The sequence below is a fragment of the Yoonia sediminilitoris genome, assembly GCF_003058085.1.
Taxonomy (GTDB): Bacteria; Pseudomonadota; Alphaproteobacteria; order Rhodobacterales; family Rhodobacteraceae; genus Yoonia; species Yoonia sediminilitoris.
In genome coordinates, this window is sequence record NZ_QBUD01000008.1 from 122012 (window position 1) to 140357 (window position 18346).

20 protein-coding genes are annotated in these 18346 nt (G+C 57.3%); 9 read left to right on the top strand and 11 right to left on the bottom strand.

Going from position 1 to position 18346, the window contains the following annotated elements; genetic code table 11:
- Nucleotides 1-52: 52 nt before the first annotated feature.
- On the bottom strand, nucleotides 53-271 hold the full coding sequence (locus tag C8N45_RS15085) for a hypothetical protein (RefSeq protein WP_108387084.1): 219 nt from the start codon (nucleotides 269-271) through the stop codon (nucleotides 53-55).
- 167 nt (nucleotides 272-438) lie between these two features.
- Here C8N45_RS15085 and C8N45_RS23275 point away from each other — a divergent pair, with 167 nt between their 5' ends.
- Nucleotides 439-594, top strand: coding sequence for a hypothetical protein (locus tag C8N45_RS23275; RefSeq protein ID WP_168769492.1), 156 nt, complete (start codon nucleotides 439-441; stop codon nucleotides 592-594).
- Between the two features lie 2 nt (nucleotides 595-596).
- Here the strand turns inward: C8N45_RS23275 and C8N45_RS15090 are convergent, their stop codons facing one another.
- A complete protein-coding gene (locus tag C8N45_RS15090; RefSeq protein WP_108387085.1) occupies nucleotides 597-1841 on the bottom strand; it encodes a sarcosine oxidase subunit beta family protein in 1245 nt (414 codons plus the stop codon).
- Between the two features lie 195 nt (nucleotides 1842-2036).
- On the opposite strand from C8N45_RS15090, the gene ccmI reads away from it, so the two are divergent.
- The 3 genes from ccmI to C8N45_RS15105 are packed head-to-tail and all read left to right on the top strand — an operon-like array spanning nucleotide 2037 to nucleotide 3936.
- Nucleotides 2037-3233, top strand: coding sequence for a c-type cytochrome biogenesis protein CcmI (gene ccmI, locus C8N45_RS15095; protein ID WP_108387146.1), 1197 nt, complete (start codon nucleotides 2037-2039; stop codon nucleotides 3231-3233).
- A complete protein-coding gene (gene ruvX / locus C8N45_RS15100; protein WP_108387086.1) occupies nucleotides 3230-3706 on the top strand; it encodes a Holliday junction resolvase RuvX in 477 nt (158 codons plus the stop codon). Before ccmI ends, ruvX begins: the two co-directional genes overlap by 4 nt.
- Entirely contained in the window at nucleotides 3703-3936 is a 234-nt protein-coding gene (locus C8N45_RS15105; RefSeq protein WP_108387087.1) for a DUF1289 domain-containing protein, read from the top strand. Before ruvX ends, C8N45_RS15105 begins: the two co-directional genes overlap by 4 nt.
- A gap of 91 nt (nucleotides 3937-4027) precedes the next feature.
- On the opposite strand, the gene C8N45_RS15110 is transcribed toward C8N45_RS15105, so the two are convergent.
- From C8N45_RS15110 to C8N45_RS15120, 3 genes are all read right to left on the bottom strand, one after another.
- A complete protein-coding gene (locus C8N45_RS15110; protein ID WP_108387088.1) occupies nucleotides 4028-5107 on the bottom strand; it encodes an ABC transporter ATP-binding protein in 1080 nt (359 codons plus the stop codon).
- Nucleotides 5108-5179: 72 nt separating this feature from the next.
- The gene (locus C8N45_RS15115) at nucleotides 5180-6298 is read right to left on the bottom strand and encodes a YhaZ family DNA alkylation repair protein (protein WP_108387089.1); all 1119 of its coding nucleotides are present in this window, start codon (nucleotides 6296-6298) and stop codon (nucleotides 5180-5182) included.
- Nucleotides 6299-7078 (bottom strand): SDR family oxidoreductase, encoded by a 780-nt coding sequence (locus C8N45_RS15120; protein ID WP_108387090.1) that lies wholly within the window; start codon nucleotides 7076-7078, stop codon nucleotides 6299-6301.
- Between the two features lie 154 nt (nucleotides 7079-7232).
- Between C8N45_RS15120 and C8N45_RS15125 the strand changes: the two genes are divergently transcribed.
- A complete protein-coding gene (locus C8N45_RS15125; RefSeq protein WP_108387091.1) occupies nucleotides 7233-7625 on the top strand; it encodes a hypothetical protein in 393 nt (130 codons plus the stop codon).
- On the opposite strand, the gene C8N45_RS15130 is transcribed toward C8N45_RS15125, so the two are convergent.
- Entirely contained in the window at nucleotides 7613-8206 is a 594-nt protein-coding gene (locus C8N45_RS15130; protein ID WP_108387092.1) for a hypothetical protein, read from the bottom strand. The two genes, C8N45_RS15125 and C8N45_RS15130, sit on opposite strands and share 13 nt — an antisense overlap.
- A gap of 59 nt (nucleotides 8207-8265) precedes the next feature.
- The gene (locus tag C8N45_RS15135) at nucleotides 8266-8901 is read right to left on the bottom strand and encodes a hypothetical protein (RefSeq protein ID WP_108387093.1); all 636 of its coding nucleotides are present in this window, start codon (nucleotides 8899-8901) and stop codon (nucleotides 8266-8268) included.
- 103 nt (nucleotides 8902-9004) lie between these two features.
- Here C8N45_RS15135 and C8N45_RS15140 point away from each other — a divergent pair, with 103 nt between their 5' ends.
- The 4 genes from C8N45_RS15140 (at nucleotide 9005) to C8N45_RS15155 (ending at nucleotide 13673) form a co-directional block, all read left to right on the top strand.
- Nucleotides 9005-10600 carry a peptide chain release factor 3 gene (locus C8N45_RS15140; RefSeq protein WP_108387094.1) on the top strand — a complete coding sequence of 532 codons (1596 nt, stop codon included), beginning with the start codon at nucleotides 9005-9007 and terminating at the stop codon, nucleotides 10598-10600.
- Between the two features lie 19 nt (nucleotides 10601-10619).
- Nucleotides 10620-11246: a hypothetical protein gene (locus tag C8N45_RS15145; RefSeq protein ID WP_108387095.1), complete on the top strand. Its 627-nt coding sequence runs from the start codon at nucleotides 10620-10622 to the stop codon at nucleotides 11244-11246.
- Between the two features lie 77 nt (nucleotides 11247-11323).
- Entirely contained in the window at nucleotides 11324-12079 is a 756-nt protein-coding gene (locus tag C8N45_RS15150; protein WP_108387096.1) for a hypothetical protein, read from the top strand.
- Between the two features lie 133 nt (nucleotides 12080-12212).
- On the top strand, nucleotides 12213-13673 hold the full coding sequence (locus C8N45_RS15155; protein WP_108387097.1) for a DEAD/DEAH box helicase: 1461 nt from the start codon (nucleotides 12213-12215) through the stop codon (nucleotides 13671-13673).
- A gap of 785 nt (nucleotides 13674-14458) precedes the next feature.
- Here C8N45_RS15155 and rhaM read toward each other — a convergent pair.
- From rhaM to C8N45_RS15175, 4 genes are read right to left on the bottom strand one after another with little or no spacing between them, the layout of a single operon-like run.
- Complete coding sequence (gene rhaM, locus C8N45_RS15160) at nucleotides 14459-14773, bottom strand: L-rhamnose mutarotase (RefSeq protein ID WP_181868949.1); 315 nt, start codon at nucleotides 14771-14773, stop codon at nucleotides 14459-14461.
- Nucleotides 14773-15759: an ABC transporter permease gene (locus C8N45_RS15165; RefSeq protein WP_108387098.1), complete on the bottom strand. Its 987-nt coding sequence runs from the start codon at nucleotides 15757-15759 to the stop codon at nucleotides 14773-14775. The genes rhaM and C8N45_RS15165 overlap by 1 nt, the downstream gene beginning before the upstream one ends.
- Nucleotides 15756-16739 carry an ABC transporter permease gene (locus C8N45_RS15170; RefSeq protein WP_108387099.1) on the bottom strand — a complete coding sequence of 328 codons (984 nt, stop codon included), beginning with the start codon at nucleotides 16737-16739 and terminating at the stop codon, nucleotides 15756-15758. Before C8N45_RS15170 ends, C8N45_RS15165 begins: the two co-directional genes overlap by 4 nt.
- Nucleotides 16740-16750: 11 nt before the next feature.
- Entirely contained in the window at nucleotides 16751-18283 is a 1533-nt protein-coding gene (locus C8N45_RS15175; RefSeq protein ID WP_108387100.1) for a sugar ABC transporter ATP-binding protein, read from the bottom strand.
- Nucleotides 18284-18346: the final 63 nt, after the last annotated feature.

Consider the following 18346-nt stretch of genomic DNA (forward strand, 5'->3'; position numbering starts at 1 on the left):
GGCGGACGCATTGCTGCGCCCGCCAAGTGGGTGGGTAGAGTGATGAGTGGTCTTATTCGCCCGCCGGGACAGCAGGCGCGGCAGGTGCAACATCGGTTGCCACTGGCGCAGTATCGGCAGCATCCGATGCCGTCGGGTCCGCATTGGGGTCAGCCGACCCGCCCGCGAATAGCGCGTAAAGCAGAACCAACACGACAATGACTGCGGCAATAACGAAACCAATGCCCGAGCCACTGCCCGTCTTGCTTCTTGCGTTTGTGTAATCGTCCATGATGGGGTCTCCTTTTTGGATATCCCCATCAAAGCAGATGTTCCCAAAATGGAAACATTAGCAAGAATCCACCGACGATTTCGGCCAAATACGGCCAAATCCGCCGATTTATGTGGGCCAACGTTCGCCGTCCGGACATTCTGTAATGCAGTGTCTACGGTCGCTTCATGGATTTTATGCTGATCATATTGGGCGGAACGCTGTGCACCGCGATCGTCTACACGCTGATCGAATTGGCCATCGGTCGTGTCGGTGACGACGACTTCAGTCTGCCAGAGCAGTCTGCTTATGATGATCCCGACAGCGCGCATTTTAACGACTGACATCAATGTGCCACCCCTGCCGCTACGCTTTCGTCGATAAACTTGCCTTCGCGGAAACGGAACATGCTGAATTCATCGGTCAGTGGAGATTGCCCATTTGCCATCAGTTCGGCCATCGCCCAGCCAGAGCCGGGAGTAGCCTTGAACCCGCCAGTCCCCCAGCCGCAGTTCACAAACACCCCTTCAACCGGGGTTTTCGACAAGATCGGCGACCTGTCACCCGTAACGTCGACGATCCCACCCCATTGGCGCAGCATTTTCAGACGCGACAGCATGGGGAATGTTTCGATCAGCGCCCGAACGGTTTCTTCGACATGATGGAAAGACCCACGCTGCGTGTAGTTGTTATAGCCGTCAGTCCCGCCGCCGATGACCATTTCGCCCTTATCGGATTGGGACAGGTAACCATGCACGGTATTGGCCATGACCACGACATCCATGCAGGGTTTGATCGGCTCTGACACCAGGGCTTGCAAGGCAACAGATTCAATCGGCAGCCGGAAACCGGCCATCTTGGCCAGCACACCGGAATGGCCTGCAACGACCATGCCAAGCTTGTCACAGTCAATGGCTCCCTGACTGGTATCAACGCCAACGACCTTGCCACCCTCGCGGCGCACTCCGGTCACTTCGCACTGCTGGATGATGTCCATGCCCATGTCCGAACAGGCCCGTGCAAAGCCCCAGGCCACCGCATCATGGCGGGCGGTTCCGCCACGGGCCTGCCACAGACCACCCAGCACCGGATACCGCGGCCCGTCGATATTCATGATCGGGCATAATTCCTTGACGCGGGCAGGGCCAATCCATTCGGTCTGTACGCCTTGCAGGGCGTTGGCTTGGGCTGTGCGCTGATAGCCTCTGATTTCATGCTGGGTCTGGGCCAGCATGATCACGCCGCGCGGGCTGAACATGATGTTGTAGTTCAGATCCTGACTGAGCGTTTCATAAAGACTGCGGGATTTTTCATAGATCGCCGCGGATGGGTCCTGCAAATAATTCGAGCGAATGATCGTTGTGTTCCGGCCGGTATTGCCACCGCCCAACCAGCCTTTTTCAAGGATCGCCACATTGGTGATGCCGAAATTCTTGCCCAGATAGTAAGCCGTGGCCAGACCATGACCGCCCGCGCCCACGATAATCACATCATATCTGGATTTCGGCGGACGCTTGGCCCAAGCACGCTGCCACCCTGTGTGCTGGCGCAAAGCCTCGCGCGCAATGGCAAAGGCGGAATAATTTTTCATGCGCGAATCCTTCGTCAGCGGCCTGATTGCTCCCCTCTTTTGCAGCGATCCCGCGCAATTTTGAAGACCCGCTGCGGCGATCCCAATTCGATTTGCGACATGGCGCACGCAAGTGTGACGCACAAAGCCGCACAGGGGCTTTTCAGCCAAGGTCCGGATGGTTATGTCAGCACAACGCAAAACTCGGGAAATGCAATGCTCTTTTGGTTGATCTGTCTTGTTCTTACGCTTCTGGTGGCCTCCTTCGTGGTCCGACCCATGCTGCAAGCGCGCCAACCGCGCGACGAGAACCCCGATCTGGCCGTCTACCGCGCGCAACTTAACGAAATTGACCGTGACGTGGCCCGCGACGTGCTGGCAGCAGACGAAGCAGAGCGGGCGCGCACCGAAATCGCGCGCAGATTGCTTGCCGCCAACAAGAAGACGACAAGTGGCCAATACAGCAGCCGCACATCCAAACCGCTGGTCGCTCTGACCGGGGTGACAATCATTGTTGTCAGTATGGGTGTTTACTGGCAATTGGGGGCGCCGGGCTACGGTGACATGCCGCTCAAAGCCCGGTTGGAAGCCAGCGCCGAGATGCGTGACAACCGCCCCAGCCAGGCGGAATTGCAAGCGGTGGCACGCCCACCCTTCCCCGGCAACCCGGATGCCGAATACCTCGAAGCGGTTGAACAACTGCGCGCGATTGCCCCGACTCGCCCGGACGATTTGCAAGCCTGGACTTTGCTGGCCTTTCATGAGGCCGAATTGCGCAATCTGCCCGCGGCAATCACCGCGCAGAGCCGGGTGATTGAAATCAAGGGCGATGGCGTTCTGATCAGCGACAAGACGCGCCTGCTGGATATGCTGGTGGCAGCCGCCGGTGGTGTCGTTTCGCCCGAAGCCGAACGGTTGATACGCGATATTCTTGAACATGACGATGTGAATGTGGCGGCCCGTTTCTATCTCGGGGAATTGTTCAACCAGACTGACCGGCCCGATCTGGCGTTTCGCATCTGGCGTGACATCGTTGCAAACGGGGCTGTTGATGACCGCTATGTGACAGCAACCCGCGCCCAGATCGAAGATGCCGCCTTTCGGGCGGGGATAACCTATACGTTGCCTGAAGTGCGCGGACCATCCGCCGAAGATGTCGCCAACGCGCAGGACATGACCGAAGACGAGCGCAGCGCCATGATTGGCGGTATGGTTGAACGGCTGGCTGACAGGCTGGCCACGCAAGGCGGCTCGGCGCAGGATTGGGCGCGTCTGATCTCTGCCTACGGTGTGCTGGGACGGGTCGACAACGCCCGTGCAGTCTGGACCGAGGCGCAGGATGTCTTTGGGTCAAGTCCCGAAGCAATGGCCGTGCTGACGGATGCGGCGCGCCAATCCGGTCTGACCGAATGATCTGCGATACGCCCGAACAGTTCGCACAAACGCTGCCTGACTTCGGCGCACTTGCGGGACTTGATCTGGGGACCGTGACCATTGGTGTGGCTGTCTCTGACAGTATGCGGTCGATTGCGACCCCGATCAGCACAATCAAACGCAAAAAGTTCGGGGTGGACGCCGCCAAGTTGCTGGAGATCACAACAGCGCGGCTGATCAAGGGCATCGTTTTGGGGCTTCCGATGAATATGGACGGCTCAGAAGGACCGCGCTGCCAGGCCACACGGGCCTTCGCGCGCAATCTCGAACGGCTGACGCCCCTGCCGATCACGTTCTGGGATGAACGGCTTTCGACGGTCGCAGCAGAGCGCGCGCTGCTTGAGGCGGATACGTCACGAAAACGACGTGGCGAAGTCATCGACCACGTCGCCGCAGGTTATATCCTGCAAGGATTGCTCGACCGACTAGGGCATTTGAAGGAGAGCGAATGAGCAACACGGATGACATCTGGCAGCGGGACGAAATCGAAAGCCCCTGCATCAAGATCTGCGTCATTCATCCAGCCAGCCGACTTTGTACCGGTTGTCTGCGGTCGATAGATGAAATCGGAGGCTGGTCACAAATGACGCCAGAGGCCCGCAAGGCGATCATGGCAGACCTGCCGAACCGTGCGGGGCAAGTCGCAAAGCGGCGCGGCGGACGGGCCGCACGCCTAAAGTAGGATGGATCAAGATCCATCTTACAGTTTGAAAGCGTGGGATCAGGAAAATTCCGTTCAGAATTGCACCAGACAATCTTGCGTAATATGGGTTTTAACCCATCCCCTTGTGAGGAAACACAAAACACCTGTCCCGCCGGATCATGATCCACAATGGCGTGCCCGGCTTTGGCAAGAACACCGACGGGACGGTCGCGCGCAGGACGGACCCGTCAAAATCCATTCTGAACTCGATCAGACTTGACGCCCCCATAAAGCGGGCGCGTTGCACAACACCGCGCGCGGCTGTCCCGTCCTGCGCGGTCGGACTGGGGCCGCGCCCGCCCCGATCAAAGTCAATCTTGAGGTGTTGCGGCCTGATCGCGATGTCAACATCTGTCCCGTCCGGCACGCCGGGTGCCAGAAACTGACCAAATGGCGTGTCTGTCAGCGCACCCTGAACATTGCCATGTATCACATTAATATCGCTAAAAAATGCCGCGGCCTGCAGATCAACAGGTGCATTGTATATATTATAGGGGGCACCACGCTGGACAATCTGGCCATCGCGCATCAGGGCGATTTCATCGGCCATCCGCATGGCTTCTCCCGGCTCGTGGGTGACGAGCAGGACAGCCGTGCCCTCGTCCTTGAGAATCTCAAGCGTCTCATCGCGGATTTCATCGCGCAGGCGATCGTCGAGGCCCGAAAAAGGCTCGTCCATCAGCATGATCTTGGGCTTGGGGGCCAAGGCACGGGCCAGCGCAACGCGTTGCTGTTCACCGCCAGATAATTGATGTGGATAGGAGTCGATATACCGCAACATCCCGACCCGCGTCAGCAGACTTTCGACGCGCGGTCGATTGTCTTTCCCGTGCAATCCAAACGCCACATTTTGCGCCACAGTCAAATGCGGGAACAAGGCGAAATCCTGAAACATCAACCCGATCGAGCGGCCCTCTGGCGGCACCCTATGGACCGTATCGCAGACCAGTTGGCCATCCACATGAATGGTGCCGCTATCTTGCATCTCGACCCCCGCGATGATCCGCAGGGTCGTCGATTTTCCGCACCCTGACGGCCCCAGCAGGCAGGTCACCTGCCCGGGCATCACCGTCAGGTTCAGATGGTCAACGATCACGCGACCGTCAAAGCTTTTGACGATATCCCTGATCTCAAGACGGGGGATTTGCATGTCGGTCTCTTTATCCCTGACAGAAACGATTAGGTTTGGCGCACCTAGCAAGCCTGTGCGACAGAGGCAAGGTCAGGTCAGCGTAAATGGCCGTGTTGCAACAATACGACCATTCACCTGAAGATGGATGCGATGCGCGCCGGAATAAAGAACAAAAGTAGTCGCATCATCCTTGAAATAATGGGATTTTTGCACGGTCAGGGGGTCACCAGCCTTGGCCGTCAGGGTCTTAAGCTTAAACACCCTTGGCGCGGTCTTGCCGTTGGCTTTGACGAAATCAATGACATAATCAACCATCAAAGGTGCATCATCCTGCGTTGTCAGGGTCAGCGATACCGCAGCACGATCACCGCGCCTGATCAGGTCCGGCGAGATCGCAAAATCCGCGATCTCAAGTGCCACATCAGGATGATAGCCCAAATGCTGCATCGCACGGGCATTGCCCGCCTTGAGCAATCCACGCAGCGCATGGCGGCGCATCCAGTCAAGCTCTTTCTTTTGCTGCATGCCCGCTGCCTGCCACGCCACCAAGCGGTCAATGCACGCGTCTGCCGCGGTCTTGCTGATATCGTTCAGATGGTTCGCGACAGAGCGGGTCACAAAACGGGTAGAATCCGCATGAAGCTGGTCCAGAAACGGCAGACTGTCGGCAATGGCCAAACCCACATTTTGCCCCCAAGGCAGGCGGGGCCGCGTGCCTTCGCTGACAAGACGGCGCACATGGTAGCTGTCGTGCCTGACCCAATCAAGCATCCGCTCCAGCGTGGCATCTTGCCGTTGGTTCATAAAAGCACGGATCGAAAATTCCATCGAAAACCTCTGGGTCAGAGCTTCGATCAGGTCAAGACTGCGGTCAAAATCTCGCTCAAGCCCATGATTTTCAACAAATACACCCAGAGGCGCATAAATGAAATGACCGAAATCATCATCGTTCTTCGCCGGATCAAGCGGCGGCGGTAGGGCGGCACTGATCGCATCAGCCGCCGCACTGAAATCCTGCGGCAAGTGACGCGCCAGCACCTGAGCGATCAGATTGATGCGGGCTTTCAGTTCCAACGCAGGCATCTTGGCCATAACATCGACCACAAAGGGGTGCGCAGCAAAGACGCCTGCCGTTTCGAAATGGCCTGCCAGCAGGCTGACAGTATCCCGATTGAACAGGTCGTCCTTGAGGCTGTATTTTTCCGCCAACTAGATCGTGGCGTTGATCGCGCCGCCATCCAGAACGATGTTCTGGCCGACGATGAACCCCGCATGTTGCGAACATAAAAAGGCACACATTGCCCCGAACTCTTCGGCGGTTCCGTAGCGACGGGCGGGAATGGTGGCCTGTCGCTGCGCCGTAGCAGCTGCCAGATCAATGCCTTGGGCCTTTGACACGCCAGTATCAAGGCTGACTGCCCGATCCGTCGCGTGAATGCCGGGCAGCATGTTGTTGATCGTTACACCGTTAGGCGCAACCTGCCGCGACGTGCCGGCCACATATCCGGTCAAGCCAGCCCGTGCCGCGTTGGACAGACCCAATTGCGGAATTGGCGCCTTGACAGAGCCTGACGTGATGTTGATCACCCGGCCCCAGCCTTGGTCGATCATATGTGGCAACAGCGCTTTCATCAGGCTGATCGGGGCCAGCATGTTGGCATCCAGTGCGGCGATGAAATCATCGCGATCCCAGTCAGACCAGACGCCGGGGGGCGGGCCGCCAGCATTGTTGACCAGAATATCGACGTCCTTGGCCACGGCCAAAAGTGCATCGCGCCCTTCTTGCGTTGCCACATCGCAAGCAACGGTTTCAACCGTTACACCGTATTTGGCCCGCAGATCTGCTGCCGTGGCCTCCAACGCATCTGCGCCGCGCGCATTGAGGACCAGATCGACCCCGGCTTCAGCCAGTGCAGCAGCACAGCCGCGTCCAAGCCCTTTTGAAGATGCACAAACAAGCGCACGCTTTCCTTTTATGCCCAAATCCATGTAATCGTCTCCTGATCGGTTGTTTTGTCATGACCTATACTGTTTCGGCCCGGACCGGAAACAGGTTTTGCGCAGCATCCGGCAATCCCGGATCGCCGCAACCTCTCCTTTTTATTGACTTGGAATTCACATCAATCAGGTCTAATCATCTCAGATGTTTGATCAGTCGCCTGTTTGCTATCTCTTTTCGAACACCGATTTCCGGGTCTGCGACGGCGTAGCGCGCGGTGATCCACTGGCATGCTCTGACGCGCTTGTGATGGACGATATCTACCAGTTTTCCACAGATGCCGTGCCGGTTGGCAGTCTGGGATTAGGGGCAGCGGCAGATTCCCAACCCGAAAGCCGCCTGACATTCATGACCCAGCACGGCAGACTTGTGGACATTCTCGTCGTGCCCAGCAAATCAGGCATACTGCGCTTCCTGCCTTTGTCCACGTTGGATGAAAAACACCGCTATCGGCTGATCGCGGCACAGACGGTCGGGCTGGAAGATGCGTTTGCCAATTTCGCGACATCCGGGCGCAAACAGCTTCAATCCGTATGAGCGACCACAAAACTGCCGTCGAACACATCGCTTTCGGCGTCTCTTGCAATAGTTCCGCCATAGACAAGACCGGCAATGTTGCGTCCATCTTCTCCGAAAATATCGCCGAAGAAAGCGCCGTTCACTTCATATCGCTCTGACCCTTTGGTGAGCGCGCCCTCGAATTCAGCATCCAACCGCGGATCGATGCGTGGATTTGAAGAGATATCAACAAATCCTTCCTTGATGTTCAAACGCCCTGCCAGATCGCCCGCAGGCCCTGCGAAACGGTCGATTGTTCCACTTATCGGATCGGCGGATCCGTCGAACGCAACCTCCATACGCATACGGCCCAGATAAGGCTCCGGATCGGCGCCGCTTACCAGTGGCAGATCAATCCGCATTTCCCCCAAATACTGGGCGCTGCCCAGATCCACGAGTTGCACTTCAGGTGTGAAGGGTAAGGCATCGGCCTGCCGATATGCGCTTGCAAAAGCAGCAAATGGATCAATCGCCGCTGGCACGGGGGCCGCGTAATCGTCACCACCTGATCCGCCACAGGCAGCCATAAATAAAAATCCAGCCAAGTTGATGCTGCGCATGTGATACCCCTTGTCGGGCTCATCATTGCTTTATCTTGCTTAATAGCCTGTTAATGCAGCTAGGGGTCAGCAGCAGAAAACAGTGTGACTACACCGCCGACGACGTTGCCGTTGTAAACCAACTGGGCCTCCAGCTCTGACCCGGCCATGGCGGACAGCGGATTACCCAGAAACGTGCCGTTCACTGTGCCATCCAGCGCCACCGCCTGCCCCGGAGCTGTCAATACACCACTATAATTCAAGTCCCAACTGTTTGCGACCGTGCCACCAACAGTGCCACTTTCGATGGTCACAACCCCTGTGAAATCACGCAGCACCCGGTCCGGTCCGGTGCCAAAGAAGCGGGTCATCTGGCCCGTGATCGCGTTGTCCTCAAAATCAACTTCCAGTGCCAGATCACCGGCCAGAACCGATGGACGCACGGATGTTTCAGCACGGATCGAAACGGACCCGGCAAATGCCATTTGGCCCAAAGTTTCGGGCACGATCAGGTCGGTCAGAGGATAGCCCGCGATGTCTGCATCCGGATCACCCAATATCTCCAAGCGCAGTGCGTCATACGAATCGATGCGCGCGATCCGCGGGTCAGGCGGCGGCGGGCTGCCGCCGCTATTATCAGTTCTGTCGTCACTACCACCGCCGCCGCCCCCGCAGGCCGCAAGCAAAGTCATTACGATCAAGATCAAATAGCGCACGCGGACTCCCCTTGTTTGTGGCCACCTTGCGCCATAGGTCCAAAGCAATCGTTAACCATACCGCGCATTGCCCTTTGCGCGCGGACGCCATAAAACAACCCACATGACAAATCGCCCTGACCTACCGCCAGAAATTGCCCGCCGCCGGACCTTTGCGATCATCTCGCACCCCGATGCCGGCAAGACGACTTTGACTGAAAAATTCCTGCTTTATGGTGGCGCCATCCAGATGGCCGGACAGGTGCGTGCCAAAGGCGAGGCGCGGCGCACGCGCTCGGACTTCATGCAGATGGAAAAAGACCGGGGGATTTCCGTTTCTGCCTCGGCCATGTCGTTTGATTTTGAAAACTTCCGTTTCAATCTGGTCGACACACCCGGCCACAGCGACTTTTCCGAAGACACATATCGCACGTTGACTGCCGTGGATGCCGCCGTGATGGTGATTGACGGCGCCAAGGGCGTAGAAAGCCAGACCCAGAAGCTGTTCGAAGTCTGCCGCTTGCGGGACCTGCCAATCCTTACCTTCTGTAACAAGATGGACCGCGAAAGCCGTGATACGTTCGAGATCATTGACGAAATTCAGGAAAACCTTGCGATTGACGTAACCCCCGCCGCATGGCCCATCGGGGTGGGGCGCGAATTTATGGGGACCTACGACATTCTGCGCGACCGGCTGGAACTGATGGACCGGGCCGACCGCAACAAGATCGCCGAAAGCATCGCGATCAGCGGTCTGGACGACCCCAAGCTGGCCGAACATGTGCCCGCGCATTTGCTGGAAAAGTTCCTTGAGGAAATCGAGATGGCAAAGGAACTGCTGCCAAAACTCGACCACGAAAGCGTGCTGAATGGCTCAATGACGCCAATCTGGTTCGGCTCTGCGATCAACTCGTTTGGAGTTAAGGAGCTCATGGACGGGATTGGTACCTACGGGCCGGAACCGCAGGTGCAGACCGCGCAACCACGATCAATCGCACCAGAAGAAAAGAAAGTCGCAGGCTTTGTTTTCAAGGTGCAGGCTAACATGGACCCCAAGCACCGTGACCGCGTGGCATTTGTGCGCCTTGCCTCGGGGCATTTCGAACGCGGCATGAAACTGACCCATGTGCGGTCAAAAAAGCAGATGGCGATCACCAATCCTGTCCTGTTTCTTGCCGCCGACCGTGAACTTGCCGAAGAAGGATGGGCTGGCGATATTATCGGGATTCCCAACCACGGCCAATTACGCATTGGCGATACGCTGACCGAAGGCGAAGCGATCCGTGTGTCGGGTATTCCATCATTTGCACCAGAACTGCTGCAAGCCTGCCGCGCAGGCGACCCGATGAAGGCCAAGCACCTTGAAAAGGCGTTGATGCAATTCGCCGAAGAAGGGGCCGCCAAAGTCTTTAAACCGACATTCGGCTCTGGTTTTATTGTGGGGGTCGTGGGTGCGCTGCAATTCGAGGTGCTCGCGAGCCGGATCGAGATGGAATATGGGCTGCCCGTCCGGTTCGAGGGGTCGCAGTTCACCTCTGCCCGCTGGGTGCATGGGCAAAAAGACGCGGTCGAGAAATTCGCCGCTGCGAACAAACAGCATATCGCGACCGACAACGACGGCGACACCGTTTACCTGACCCGCCTGCAATGGGACATTGACCGCGTTGGCCGCGATTACCCCGACGTGACGCTGAGCGCGACAAAGGAAATGATGGTCTGACCTCTAGGCAGGAGGGCTGATGCCGCTGCAAAACCGCGTCCTGCCCACGGGCGAAATCGTCGCGATCGCGGCGCGGGGGACCATGACCGGCAATCGCGGTATCCTGCACCGCGAGAACAAAACGCTCGGCACTGCTCGCTGGACCCACCACGCATGGATTTGCTGCACGCTTGATTGGCAAGGGCGCAAGCGCCCCGTCATGACCGGGCGCAACTGGACTGAACTGTTCTTTCTGGATGAAGCGGTTGCCTTTGCCGCAGGTCATCGGCCCTGTGGCTATTGCAGGCGGTCCGCCTACAAACGCTATGTCGCTGCGTGGGAACACGTAACGGGCACACGGCCAAAGGCACCGCAATTGGACAAGGCGCTGCATGCCGCACGCATCATCAAGGGCGGGCGCCAACAGCAAACCGGCACAGCCAACTGCGACAGCCTGCCCGACGGGACGATCATCATTTATGGCGGGCGGCACCACCTGCTGGTGGGTCCCCGGATGCTCCTATACAGCCCCGACGGCTATGGTTTGGCCACTCCAAGACCAAGCGGCACGCACGTCACTGTCCTCACTCCTTCGCCGACTGTCGCGGTCTTGCGCGCAGGCTATGCCCCTGCCCTGCACCCAACGGCCACCTTGTCACTTGACTAGCAACTGCATCTTCAAGAGCTTTGAAGTAAGGTTGCCAGACCAGCACAATAGTCCCCCAAAGGAACCGAAGGACCGCAGTGACAAACCAAAAGGAAACCTTCCCCGGCGGCATTCGGGCATTGATTGCGCGCTATCAGCGCAGGCGGTCACGGCTGACCCCGCATGCGGGCGAAGATCTGGCGCCACTGGATATTGATTTTAAGGCACTGGCGCAAATTCCGCTCCCCAAACAGCCGCTGCCACGTCCAGAGGGGCTGAGCCGTATTGCAAAGAAACGACACTTTTTGCTGGGCGAATTGGCAGGGCAAAGCGAATTGGCGATGCTGCACGGTATGCTGGTCGCGCATTTGCGCAAACACACACACCCTGACCACGCGCCTGCCCTGTTCCGGCGACTATGGACCGAAGAACAAGAGTGGCTCTTGGCCAATCTGGACCTGCGCTGGCTGGTATCCGCGGTCATCACCTTTGCCGACGTGGGCGAAACCGAAGCCGACCGTAGGCTTGCACAATCGCTCAAGATTTTCTTTTCACTGATGAAACTCTACGAAGCAGAGCGGGTCTATTCTGGTCATGCGCCGCAAAAGCCCTTTGGGTTGGGCAAACGGGCCAAGACACCGCTGCCAATGGGGATGCAGGATTTCTCGCTCTTACGCGGCGATCTGGAATCAGGGTTGCTTGCCCCCCTTTGGCAAGACAGCCATGACGCGCCAGCCATCGGGCCGCTCGTGCGGCATTTGCTAAACGCACTGAATACCGATGACGGAACCATTTTCAGGCGATTTGCCCTGATGCGGCAGGCCGCCGAAAGGGCAGAGAAAAAAGGGGGTTAACGGCACATAACTTGACGGTTGCAGAGATTTACGCTAACTGACGCCAAAGGTTCACAGGACCTTCGACGCCGGGACGCTCGGAAAAATTGCGTCCTTTCACATATGCGGACCGATCCGCAACATTAGGACGTACATGACCAAGTTCACTGATCTAAGCCTTGATCCCAAGGTTTTGAAAGCTGTCGCCGAAACAGGCTACGACACCCCTACCCCAATTCAGGCTGGCGCGATTGCCCCCGCGCTGGAAGGCCGTGATGTTTTGGGCATCGCCCAGACCGGCACTGGCAAAACCGCTGCCTTCACCTTGCCCATGATCACCTTGCTGGGTCGTGGGCGTGCCCGCGCGCGGATGCCCCGCTCGCTTGTGCTGGCGCCGACGCGGGAACTGGCGGCGCAGGTTGCCGAAAATTTCGACGCTTACGCCAAATATACCAAACTGACCAAGGCTCTGCTGATCGGCGGCACCAGTTTCAAGGATCAGGACAAGATCATCGACAAGGGTGTTGATGTGCTGATCGCAACGCCGGGCCGCCTGCTTGACCATTTGGAACGTGGCAAACTGATCCTCACCGATGTGAAAATCATGGTGGTGGACGAAGCGGACCGGATGCTCGACATGGGGTTCATTCCCGATATCGAAGAAATCTTCAAACGCACACCGTTCACCCGCCAGACCCTGTTTTTCAGCGCGACGATGGCACCCGAAATTGAACGGATCACCAATACCTTCCTTTCGAACCCGGCCAAGATCGAAGTCGCCCGCGCGGCCACAACCAACGTGAATATCAAACAGGGTGTCGTGGCTTTCAAAGGGTCTGACAAACGCAAGGAACCTTCCGAGAAGCGCGCGCTGCTGCGGGCCCTGATTGATGCCGAGGGCGAAGATTGTTCCAATGCGATCATCTTTTGCAACCGCAAGTCAGACGTGGATATCGTTGCCAAGTCATTGAATAAATACGGCTATCAGGCCGCCCCTATTCACGGCGATCTGGATCAAAGCCACCGAACACGCACGCTGGAAAGCTTTCGCGATGACAAGCTGCGGTTCCTTGTGGCATCTGATGTTGCCGCGCGCGGACTTGATATTCCGGCTGTCACGCATGTCTTCAACTTCGATGTTCCCAGCCATGCCGAAGACTACGTGCACCGTATCGGGCGCACAGGCCGGGCTGGCCGTTCCGGCACCGCGATCATGATTTGCGTGCCACGCGATGAAAAGAACCTCGAAGATGTAGAGCGTCTGGTCAAACAGACTATTCCACGTCTTGAGGTGCCCGAAGGCATGACCACGGCCCGCGCCAAAAAGCCGGAGCCTAAGGCGGAACCCGAGGAAAAACCGCGCCGGACACGCACGCGGACACCGCGCCGCAATGAACCCAAGACCGAGGCTGCCATAGAAGAGGCCGCACCTGCAGTTGAAGAAGCCAAAGCCGCTGAAAAACCGGCGCGCAACGAAAAACCTCGCGAAGAGCGCACGCGTGGCGGACGCGGTCGCGGCAATGACCGACGCGACAACGGCCACCAGATTGTCGGCATGGGTGAAGACACCCCCGCCTTCATCGCGATGAGCTTTGCAGAACGGGTGAAAGGTTAGGCACAATCCACCTGTGAGTGTGCGAGCGTCCACAAAGCAGGACCAATCCTGTCTTATGTGTCAAACGCACCAAGCAGATAATTGAATTGGCCCCATTCTTGGTTGCGGATCGTCCCTTTTTCACAAATGGCAGTAATACAGCGTTTCGCGAAAACCTTTCTCACAGCTTTTCAGGAAACGCTGTGCAACGTTTATGTGTTGTGAGCGTTTCGCCTTTGTCTGATGCCTCGGGTTAAAGGCGGAACGCTTTAATTTTCCACTATATTTATTCATACAAATCAATTTGTTACCCAGACAAAAGTTGTTGCCGAAACGCTGTGCACTGAAATTGAAATCCAGAGGTGAGATTGAGGCAATCCTTGAAGTCGGCTTTGCGAAACCATCGCAGAGAGAAGGATATGCCACGTTAAAGACGATACCATCAGCGCCTTAATCGATCCAAACGGACTTCCGGCGATTCCACTGACCGACAGTTGCTTGCCAGCAATCAATGAGAGGGGGCGCAAGGCCAAATCCGTCGAAGCGCTTTGCCCTGGCTCTATCTCAAGGTCACATCCATGGCGGTCCGCCCCGTCAGCTTTGCGCCCCGAAACAGCGGATAGGTGACGATCTGGCGGGTATGGGATTTCAGGGTGGGTCTTAAACTGCGAGAACAATGCGCGTCGATGTGCAACCGGCCCGCTAGGCGGGGCGGGTGAGCACCGCAATTTCGGACAGGCTTTTGCTGTCGACCGGCACAAGTTTTGCATGGGTTTTCCCGATGTCGACGACGACGACATGGCCTATCATGGCATGTGAAAGACGGTTTCCAATGGTGCAGAAACCGGTTCGTTGTCGGGATGGGTCTGCATGATGTCAGCCATATGCGCCCACCATTTCTGCATCACAGGGTGGTCTGGCAAGTCATCCATGGTGTGGCCATCCTCGCGCTTCAGAACGCCGAAAAGGATGTCCGTCTCTGCATCCAAATGGATTGAATAATCCGATATGCCCGCTTCTTTCAGTAGGGCGAGAAGCTCTGGCCAGATCTCGTCATGGCGCTTGATGTATTCCGCGCGGCAGCCCGGGTTAAGCTGCATTTTGAAAGCGAATTTCTCCATCAACGTGCCCGCCACATGGACCACAGGCGCGGCAATGCGATAACCCCGATCAGAAGCGCGCCAATCACGATCGACATCACGATGCCCGGCACATTCAGAAGCCCAAGGCCGAAAGTCACCAGCCCCATCACGAAGGCCGCAATCACAACACCGATGATTGTGCCGGATCCGCCCAGAATGCTGACGCCACCAAGTACGACCATTGTGACGATCTCAAGCTCCCAGCCAGTTGCAATCGAAGGACGCGTCGAGCCCAGACGTGCCGTGAGGCAAACCGCTGCTATTCCTGACATAAGCCCGGTTAGCAGGAACAGGATGAACTTCACACGGCTTACACGGATGCCCGAGAACATTGCTCCGGTGGAGTTGTTCCCAATCGCGTAGACCGCGCGGCCGAAATTGGTTTTATGCAGCAGCACGGCGTAGATTACCGCGATAATTGCAAACAGGACCAGTTCGAACGAGATCACCCACCAGACATAGCCTTGACCGAACCAGGAAAAGCTGGCCGGGTACCCTTTGAATGCCTGATCGCCCAGAACGATAAAGCTGATGCCGCGAAAGAGGCTCATGGTGCCGATGGTCACAACAATCGACGGAAGGCCAAAGCGCGTGACCAGCACACCGTTGAATGCCCCGCACAAAAGACCAACCCCGAGGCCGATCATCACAAGGCCGGGTGTGCCGACGCCTATTTGAACCGCCGCCCCCATCGCAGTCGATGCAAGCGCGATGATCGAAGCCACGGATAGATCGATTTCCCCCGAGATGATGAGCAGTGCCATCGCGAAAGCAATCATTGCTTTCTCTGTGAAATTGAAGGTCGCGTCGCTCAGGTTCCAGGCATTGAGGAAGTATGGCGACGCGAAACTGTTGGCGACGAAAATTCCGATAGCAACCAAAAGCAGCAGGCTTTCCCAGCTTTTCAGCCTCTGTTCCAGCGGGGACCTCAGGCGGTCGGGAACAATACGTTCGGTGGTGCTCATGTTGCCTGCTCCGCGCGCTTGAGGATAATGCGGCCCTTTTCGCGATTGGACTGTGCGTTCAACGCGACGGCGATGATGATCGCACCACCTGAAATGGCCAGTTGCCAGAAGGGTGAGATGTCAACGACCGGCAGCGCGTTCTTGATGATGCCGAGAAACAAGGCCCCCAGAAGAGCGCCCGCAACGGTCCCGATGCCACCCATGATCGATACACCGCCGATGACGCAGGCCGCGACCACGTCCAATTCGAACCCACCGGCGATATCAACGTAGGAGACCGCAAACCGCGACACCCAGAGATACCCCGTCAGTCCGGCCAACGCGCCCGAGATCGTGAAGGCCCAGAACTGGGTCTTTCCAACATTGATGCCGGCATAGGTCGCCGCATGGGGGTTGCCGCCCGCAGCGTAGAACGCCCTCCCCAGTGTTGTGCGGGTCATGACGACTGTAAAGCCGACTACGGCAATGATGGCGATCCATCCGAGAACCGGCAGACCAAGGATTTCGGTCCGGGGGAAGGCCTTGAATGCATCGCTCATCTCATGGCTGTTGACCCATTTGCCGTCGGAGATCACGAAGATAATGCCCCGGAATATGGTCATGGTGCCAAGCGTCACGACGATCGGCGGAATGGCTAGCTTCCAGACAAGCAATCCGTTGAACATGCCCAGAAGCGTGCCCAAGCCGACGGCGATGACGAGGATGAATGCGATGGGCAGGCCCGGTGCCGCCACGTTGACCATTGAGACGACCATACCCGAAAGCGCCACGTTTGCCGCAACGCTCAGGTCGATGCATTTGGTCAGGATGACAATCATCTGGCCAATCGCCAACAGGATCAGCGGTGAGGTGTCGTTGAACACATTGGCAAGGTTGCCGGGCGCAATGAAGCCCGGAAAGCGCGAGGATATCAGGGCCAGTAACAGGATAATCGCGCCTATCAAAAGGGCCTCGCGCGATGTGATGAACCGTTTCAGCATGACATGTTCCTTCAGATGCCAGCGGCGTGGCGGACAAGTGTTTCGGGTTGCAGATCATCGCCGGCCAGTTCAGCGGCGATCCGTCCCTCGCGCATCACGATAACGCGGTCGGACATGCCAAGGACCTCGGGGATTTCCGAGCTGACCATAACAACGGCAAGACCCTGTGCCGCGAGTTCCGCCATGAATTCGTGCACAGCCGCCTTGGACCCGATATCAACGCCCTTGGTGGGCTCGTCCAGAATAATGACCTTGGGCTTTGTCGCAAGCCACTTGGCGATAACGACCTTTTGCTGGTTGCCGCCCGAGAGGTTGCCGACAGGCGTGTCCAGCGATGCTGCCCGCAGATCGAGCCTTTCGGTGTATTCGCGGGCCAGCTTGAATTCCTCGGCCAGTTTCAGAAAACCCTTGCTTGAAATTCGCCCCAGCGATGGCAGGGTGACGTTTTGAAAGATCGGCAAATCAAGGATAGCGCCTTGTTTCCCACGATCTTCGGGAACGTAGACGATTCCACTGTCAACGGCGTCCGCAGGAGACTTGATCTGCACAGGGGCGCCTTCGATCTCGACGGTTCCGCCAGAGGCGCGGGTGATGCCGAACAGCGACTGCATGAACTCGGACCGCCCCGCGCCAACCAGACCGTAAAAGCCAAGGATTTCACCCTTGCGCAGGGTAAAGCCGATACCATCGAATTCCGTCGGATGGGCATAGTCGCTGACTTTCAGGACGACCTCGCCCGGGTTTGCAGAGCGTTTGGGAAAAATCTGACTGACGTCCCTGCCAACCATCATTTTGACGAGTTCTGCTTCGGTGACATCGGCAATCGCGCCATTCCCGATCAACTGGCCGTCCCGAAAGACCGTATAGTTGTCCGCAATGCGGAAAATCTCGTCGAACTTGTGGCTGATGAACAGGATGGCTTTGCCTTGGGTCTTCAGACGTTCGACAAGCTCATAAAGCTCCTCGATTTCCTTATGCGACAGGGCTGCGGTCGGTTCGTCCATAATGACAACGCGCGCGTCTATAGAAAGCGCCCGGGCAATGGCCACGAGGTGTTTGTTCGCGATGCCAAGGTCTTTGAGTTTGTGTTCAGGGTCGATCTGCGCGCCAATCTCTTCAAGGATCTGGCGCGCCTTGCTGTTCATGGTTTTGAGATCAATCAAGCCGAAGCTGCCACGCGGTGCATGGCCAAGAAATATATTCTCGGCGACCGAAAGCTCGTCGAACAAGACAGTTTCTTGATGGATGGCGGTCACACCGTGGTCTGCGGCTGCCTGCGGGACCCGAAACGTAGTCGGCTGGCCATTCACAAGGATCGTTCCGCCGTCGGGCTGATAGATTCCAGTCAGGATTTTCACGACCGTGGATTTTCCTGCGCCGTTCTCGCCGACCAGGGCGGTGACTTTGCCCGGAAATAGGCGAAGTGAAACCTCTGCAAGGGCTTTGACCCCCGGAAAGGTCTTTGTGATGCCATCAAGTGCCAAGACCGAGTCGTCCACGGTCTCGCCTTCGGCCGGAAGGATGGTGTCCGATTGTTTCAGCATCAAAGGTCTCGGGCTCGGAAGAAAAAGGGGGTCCGGCGCGGATCAAACGCTCGCGCCGGAGAT

What these genes read in the sequence shown, in the direction of transcription:
- C8N45_RS15130 (WP_108387092.1), bottom strand. Translation starts at nt 8,206, where the DNA reads ATGCGCAGCATCAACTTGGCTGGATTTTTATTTATGGCTGCCTGTGGC.
- C8N45_RS15105 (WP_108387087.1), top strand. Translation starts at nt 3,703, where the DNA reads ATGAGCAACACGGATGACATCTGGCAGCGGGACGAAATCGAAAGCCCC.
- C8N45_RS15145 (WP_108387095.1), top strand. Translation starts at nt 10,620, where the DNA reads ATGCCGCTGCAAAACCGCGTCCTGCCCACGGGCGAAATCGTCGCGATC.
- C8N45_RS15110 (WP_108387088.1), bottom strand. Translation starts at nt 5,107, where the DNA reads ATGCAAATCCCCCGTCTTGAGATCAGGGATATCGTCAAAAGCTTTGAC.
- rhaM (WP_181868949.1), bottom strand. Translation starts at nt 14,773, where the DNA reads ATGGAGAAATTCGCTTTCAAAATGCAGCTTAACCCGGGCTGCCGCGCG.
- ruvX (WP_108387086.1), top strand. Translation starts at nt 3,230, where the DNA reads ATGATCTGCGATACGCCCGAACAGTTCGCACAAACGCTGCCTGACTTC.
- C8N45_RS15090 (WP_108387085.1), bottom strand. Translation starts at nt 1,841, where the DNA reads ATGAAAAATTATTCCGCCTTTGCCATTGCGCGCGAGGCTTTGCGCCAG.
- C8N45_RS23275 (WP_168769492.1), top strand. Translation starts at nt 439, where the DNA reads ATGGATTTTATGCTGATCATATTGGGCGGAACGCTGTGCACCGCGATC.
- C8N45_RS15120 (WP_108387090.1), bottom strand. Translation starts at nt 7,078, where the DNA reads ATGGATTTGGGCATAAAAGGAAAGCGTGCGCTTGTTTGTGCATCTTCA.
- C8N45_RS15140 (WP_108387094.1), top strand. Translation starts at nt 9,005, where the DNA reads ATGACAAATCGCCCTGACCTACCGCCAGAAATTGCCCGCCGCCGGACC.
- C8N45_RS15085 (WP_108387084.1), bottom strand. Translation starts at nt 271, where the DNA reads ATGGACGATTACACAAACGCAAGAAGCAAGACGGGCAGTGGCTCGGGC.
- ccmI (WP_108387146.1), top strand. Translation starts at nt 2,037, where the DNA reads ATGCTCTTTTGGTTGATCTGTCTTGTTCTTACGCTTCTGGTGGCCTCC.
- C8N45_RS15175 (WP_108387100.1), bottom strand. Translation starts at nt 18,283, where the DNA reads ATGCTGAAACAATCGGACACCATCCTTCCGGCCGAAGGCGAGACCGTG.
- C8N45_RS15155 (WP_108387097.1), top strand. Translation starts at nt 12,213, where the DNA reads ATGACCAAGTTCACTGATCTAAGCCTTGATCCCAAGGTTTTGAAAGCT.
- C8N45_RS15125 (WP_108387091.1), top strand. Translation starts at nt 7,233, where the DNA reads ATGTTTGATCAGTCGCCTGTTTGCTATCTCTTTTCGAACACCGATTTC.
- C8N45_RS15165 (WP_108387098.1), bottom strand. Translation starts at nt 15,759, where the DNA reads ATGAGCACCACCGAACGTATTGTTCCCGACCGCCTGAGGTCCCCGCTG.
- C8N45_RS15170 (WP_108387099.1), bottom strand. Translation starts at nt 16,739, where the DNA reads ATGCTGAAACGGTTCATCACATCGCGCGAGGCCCTTTTGATAGGCGCG.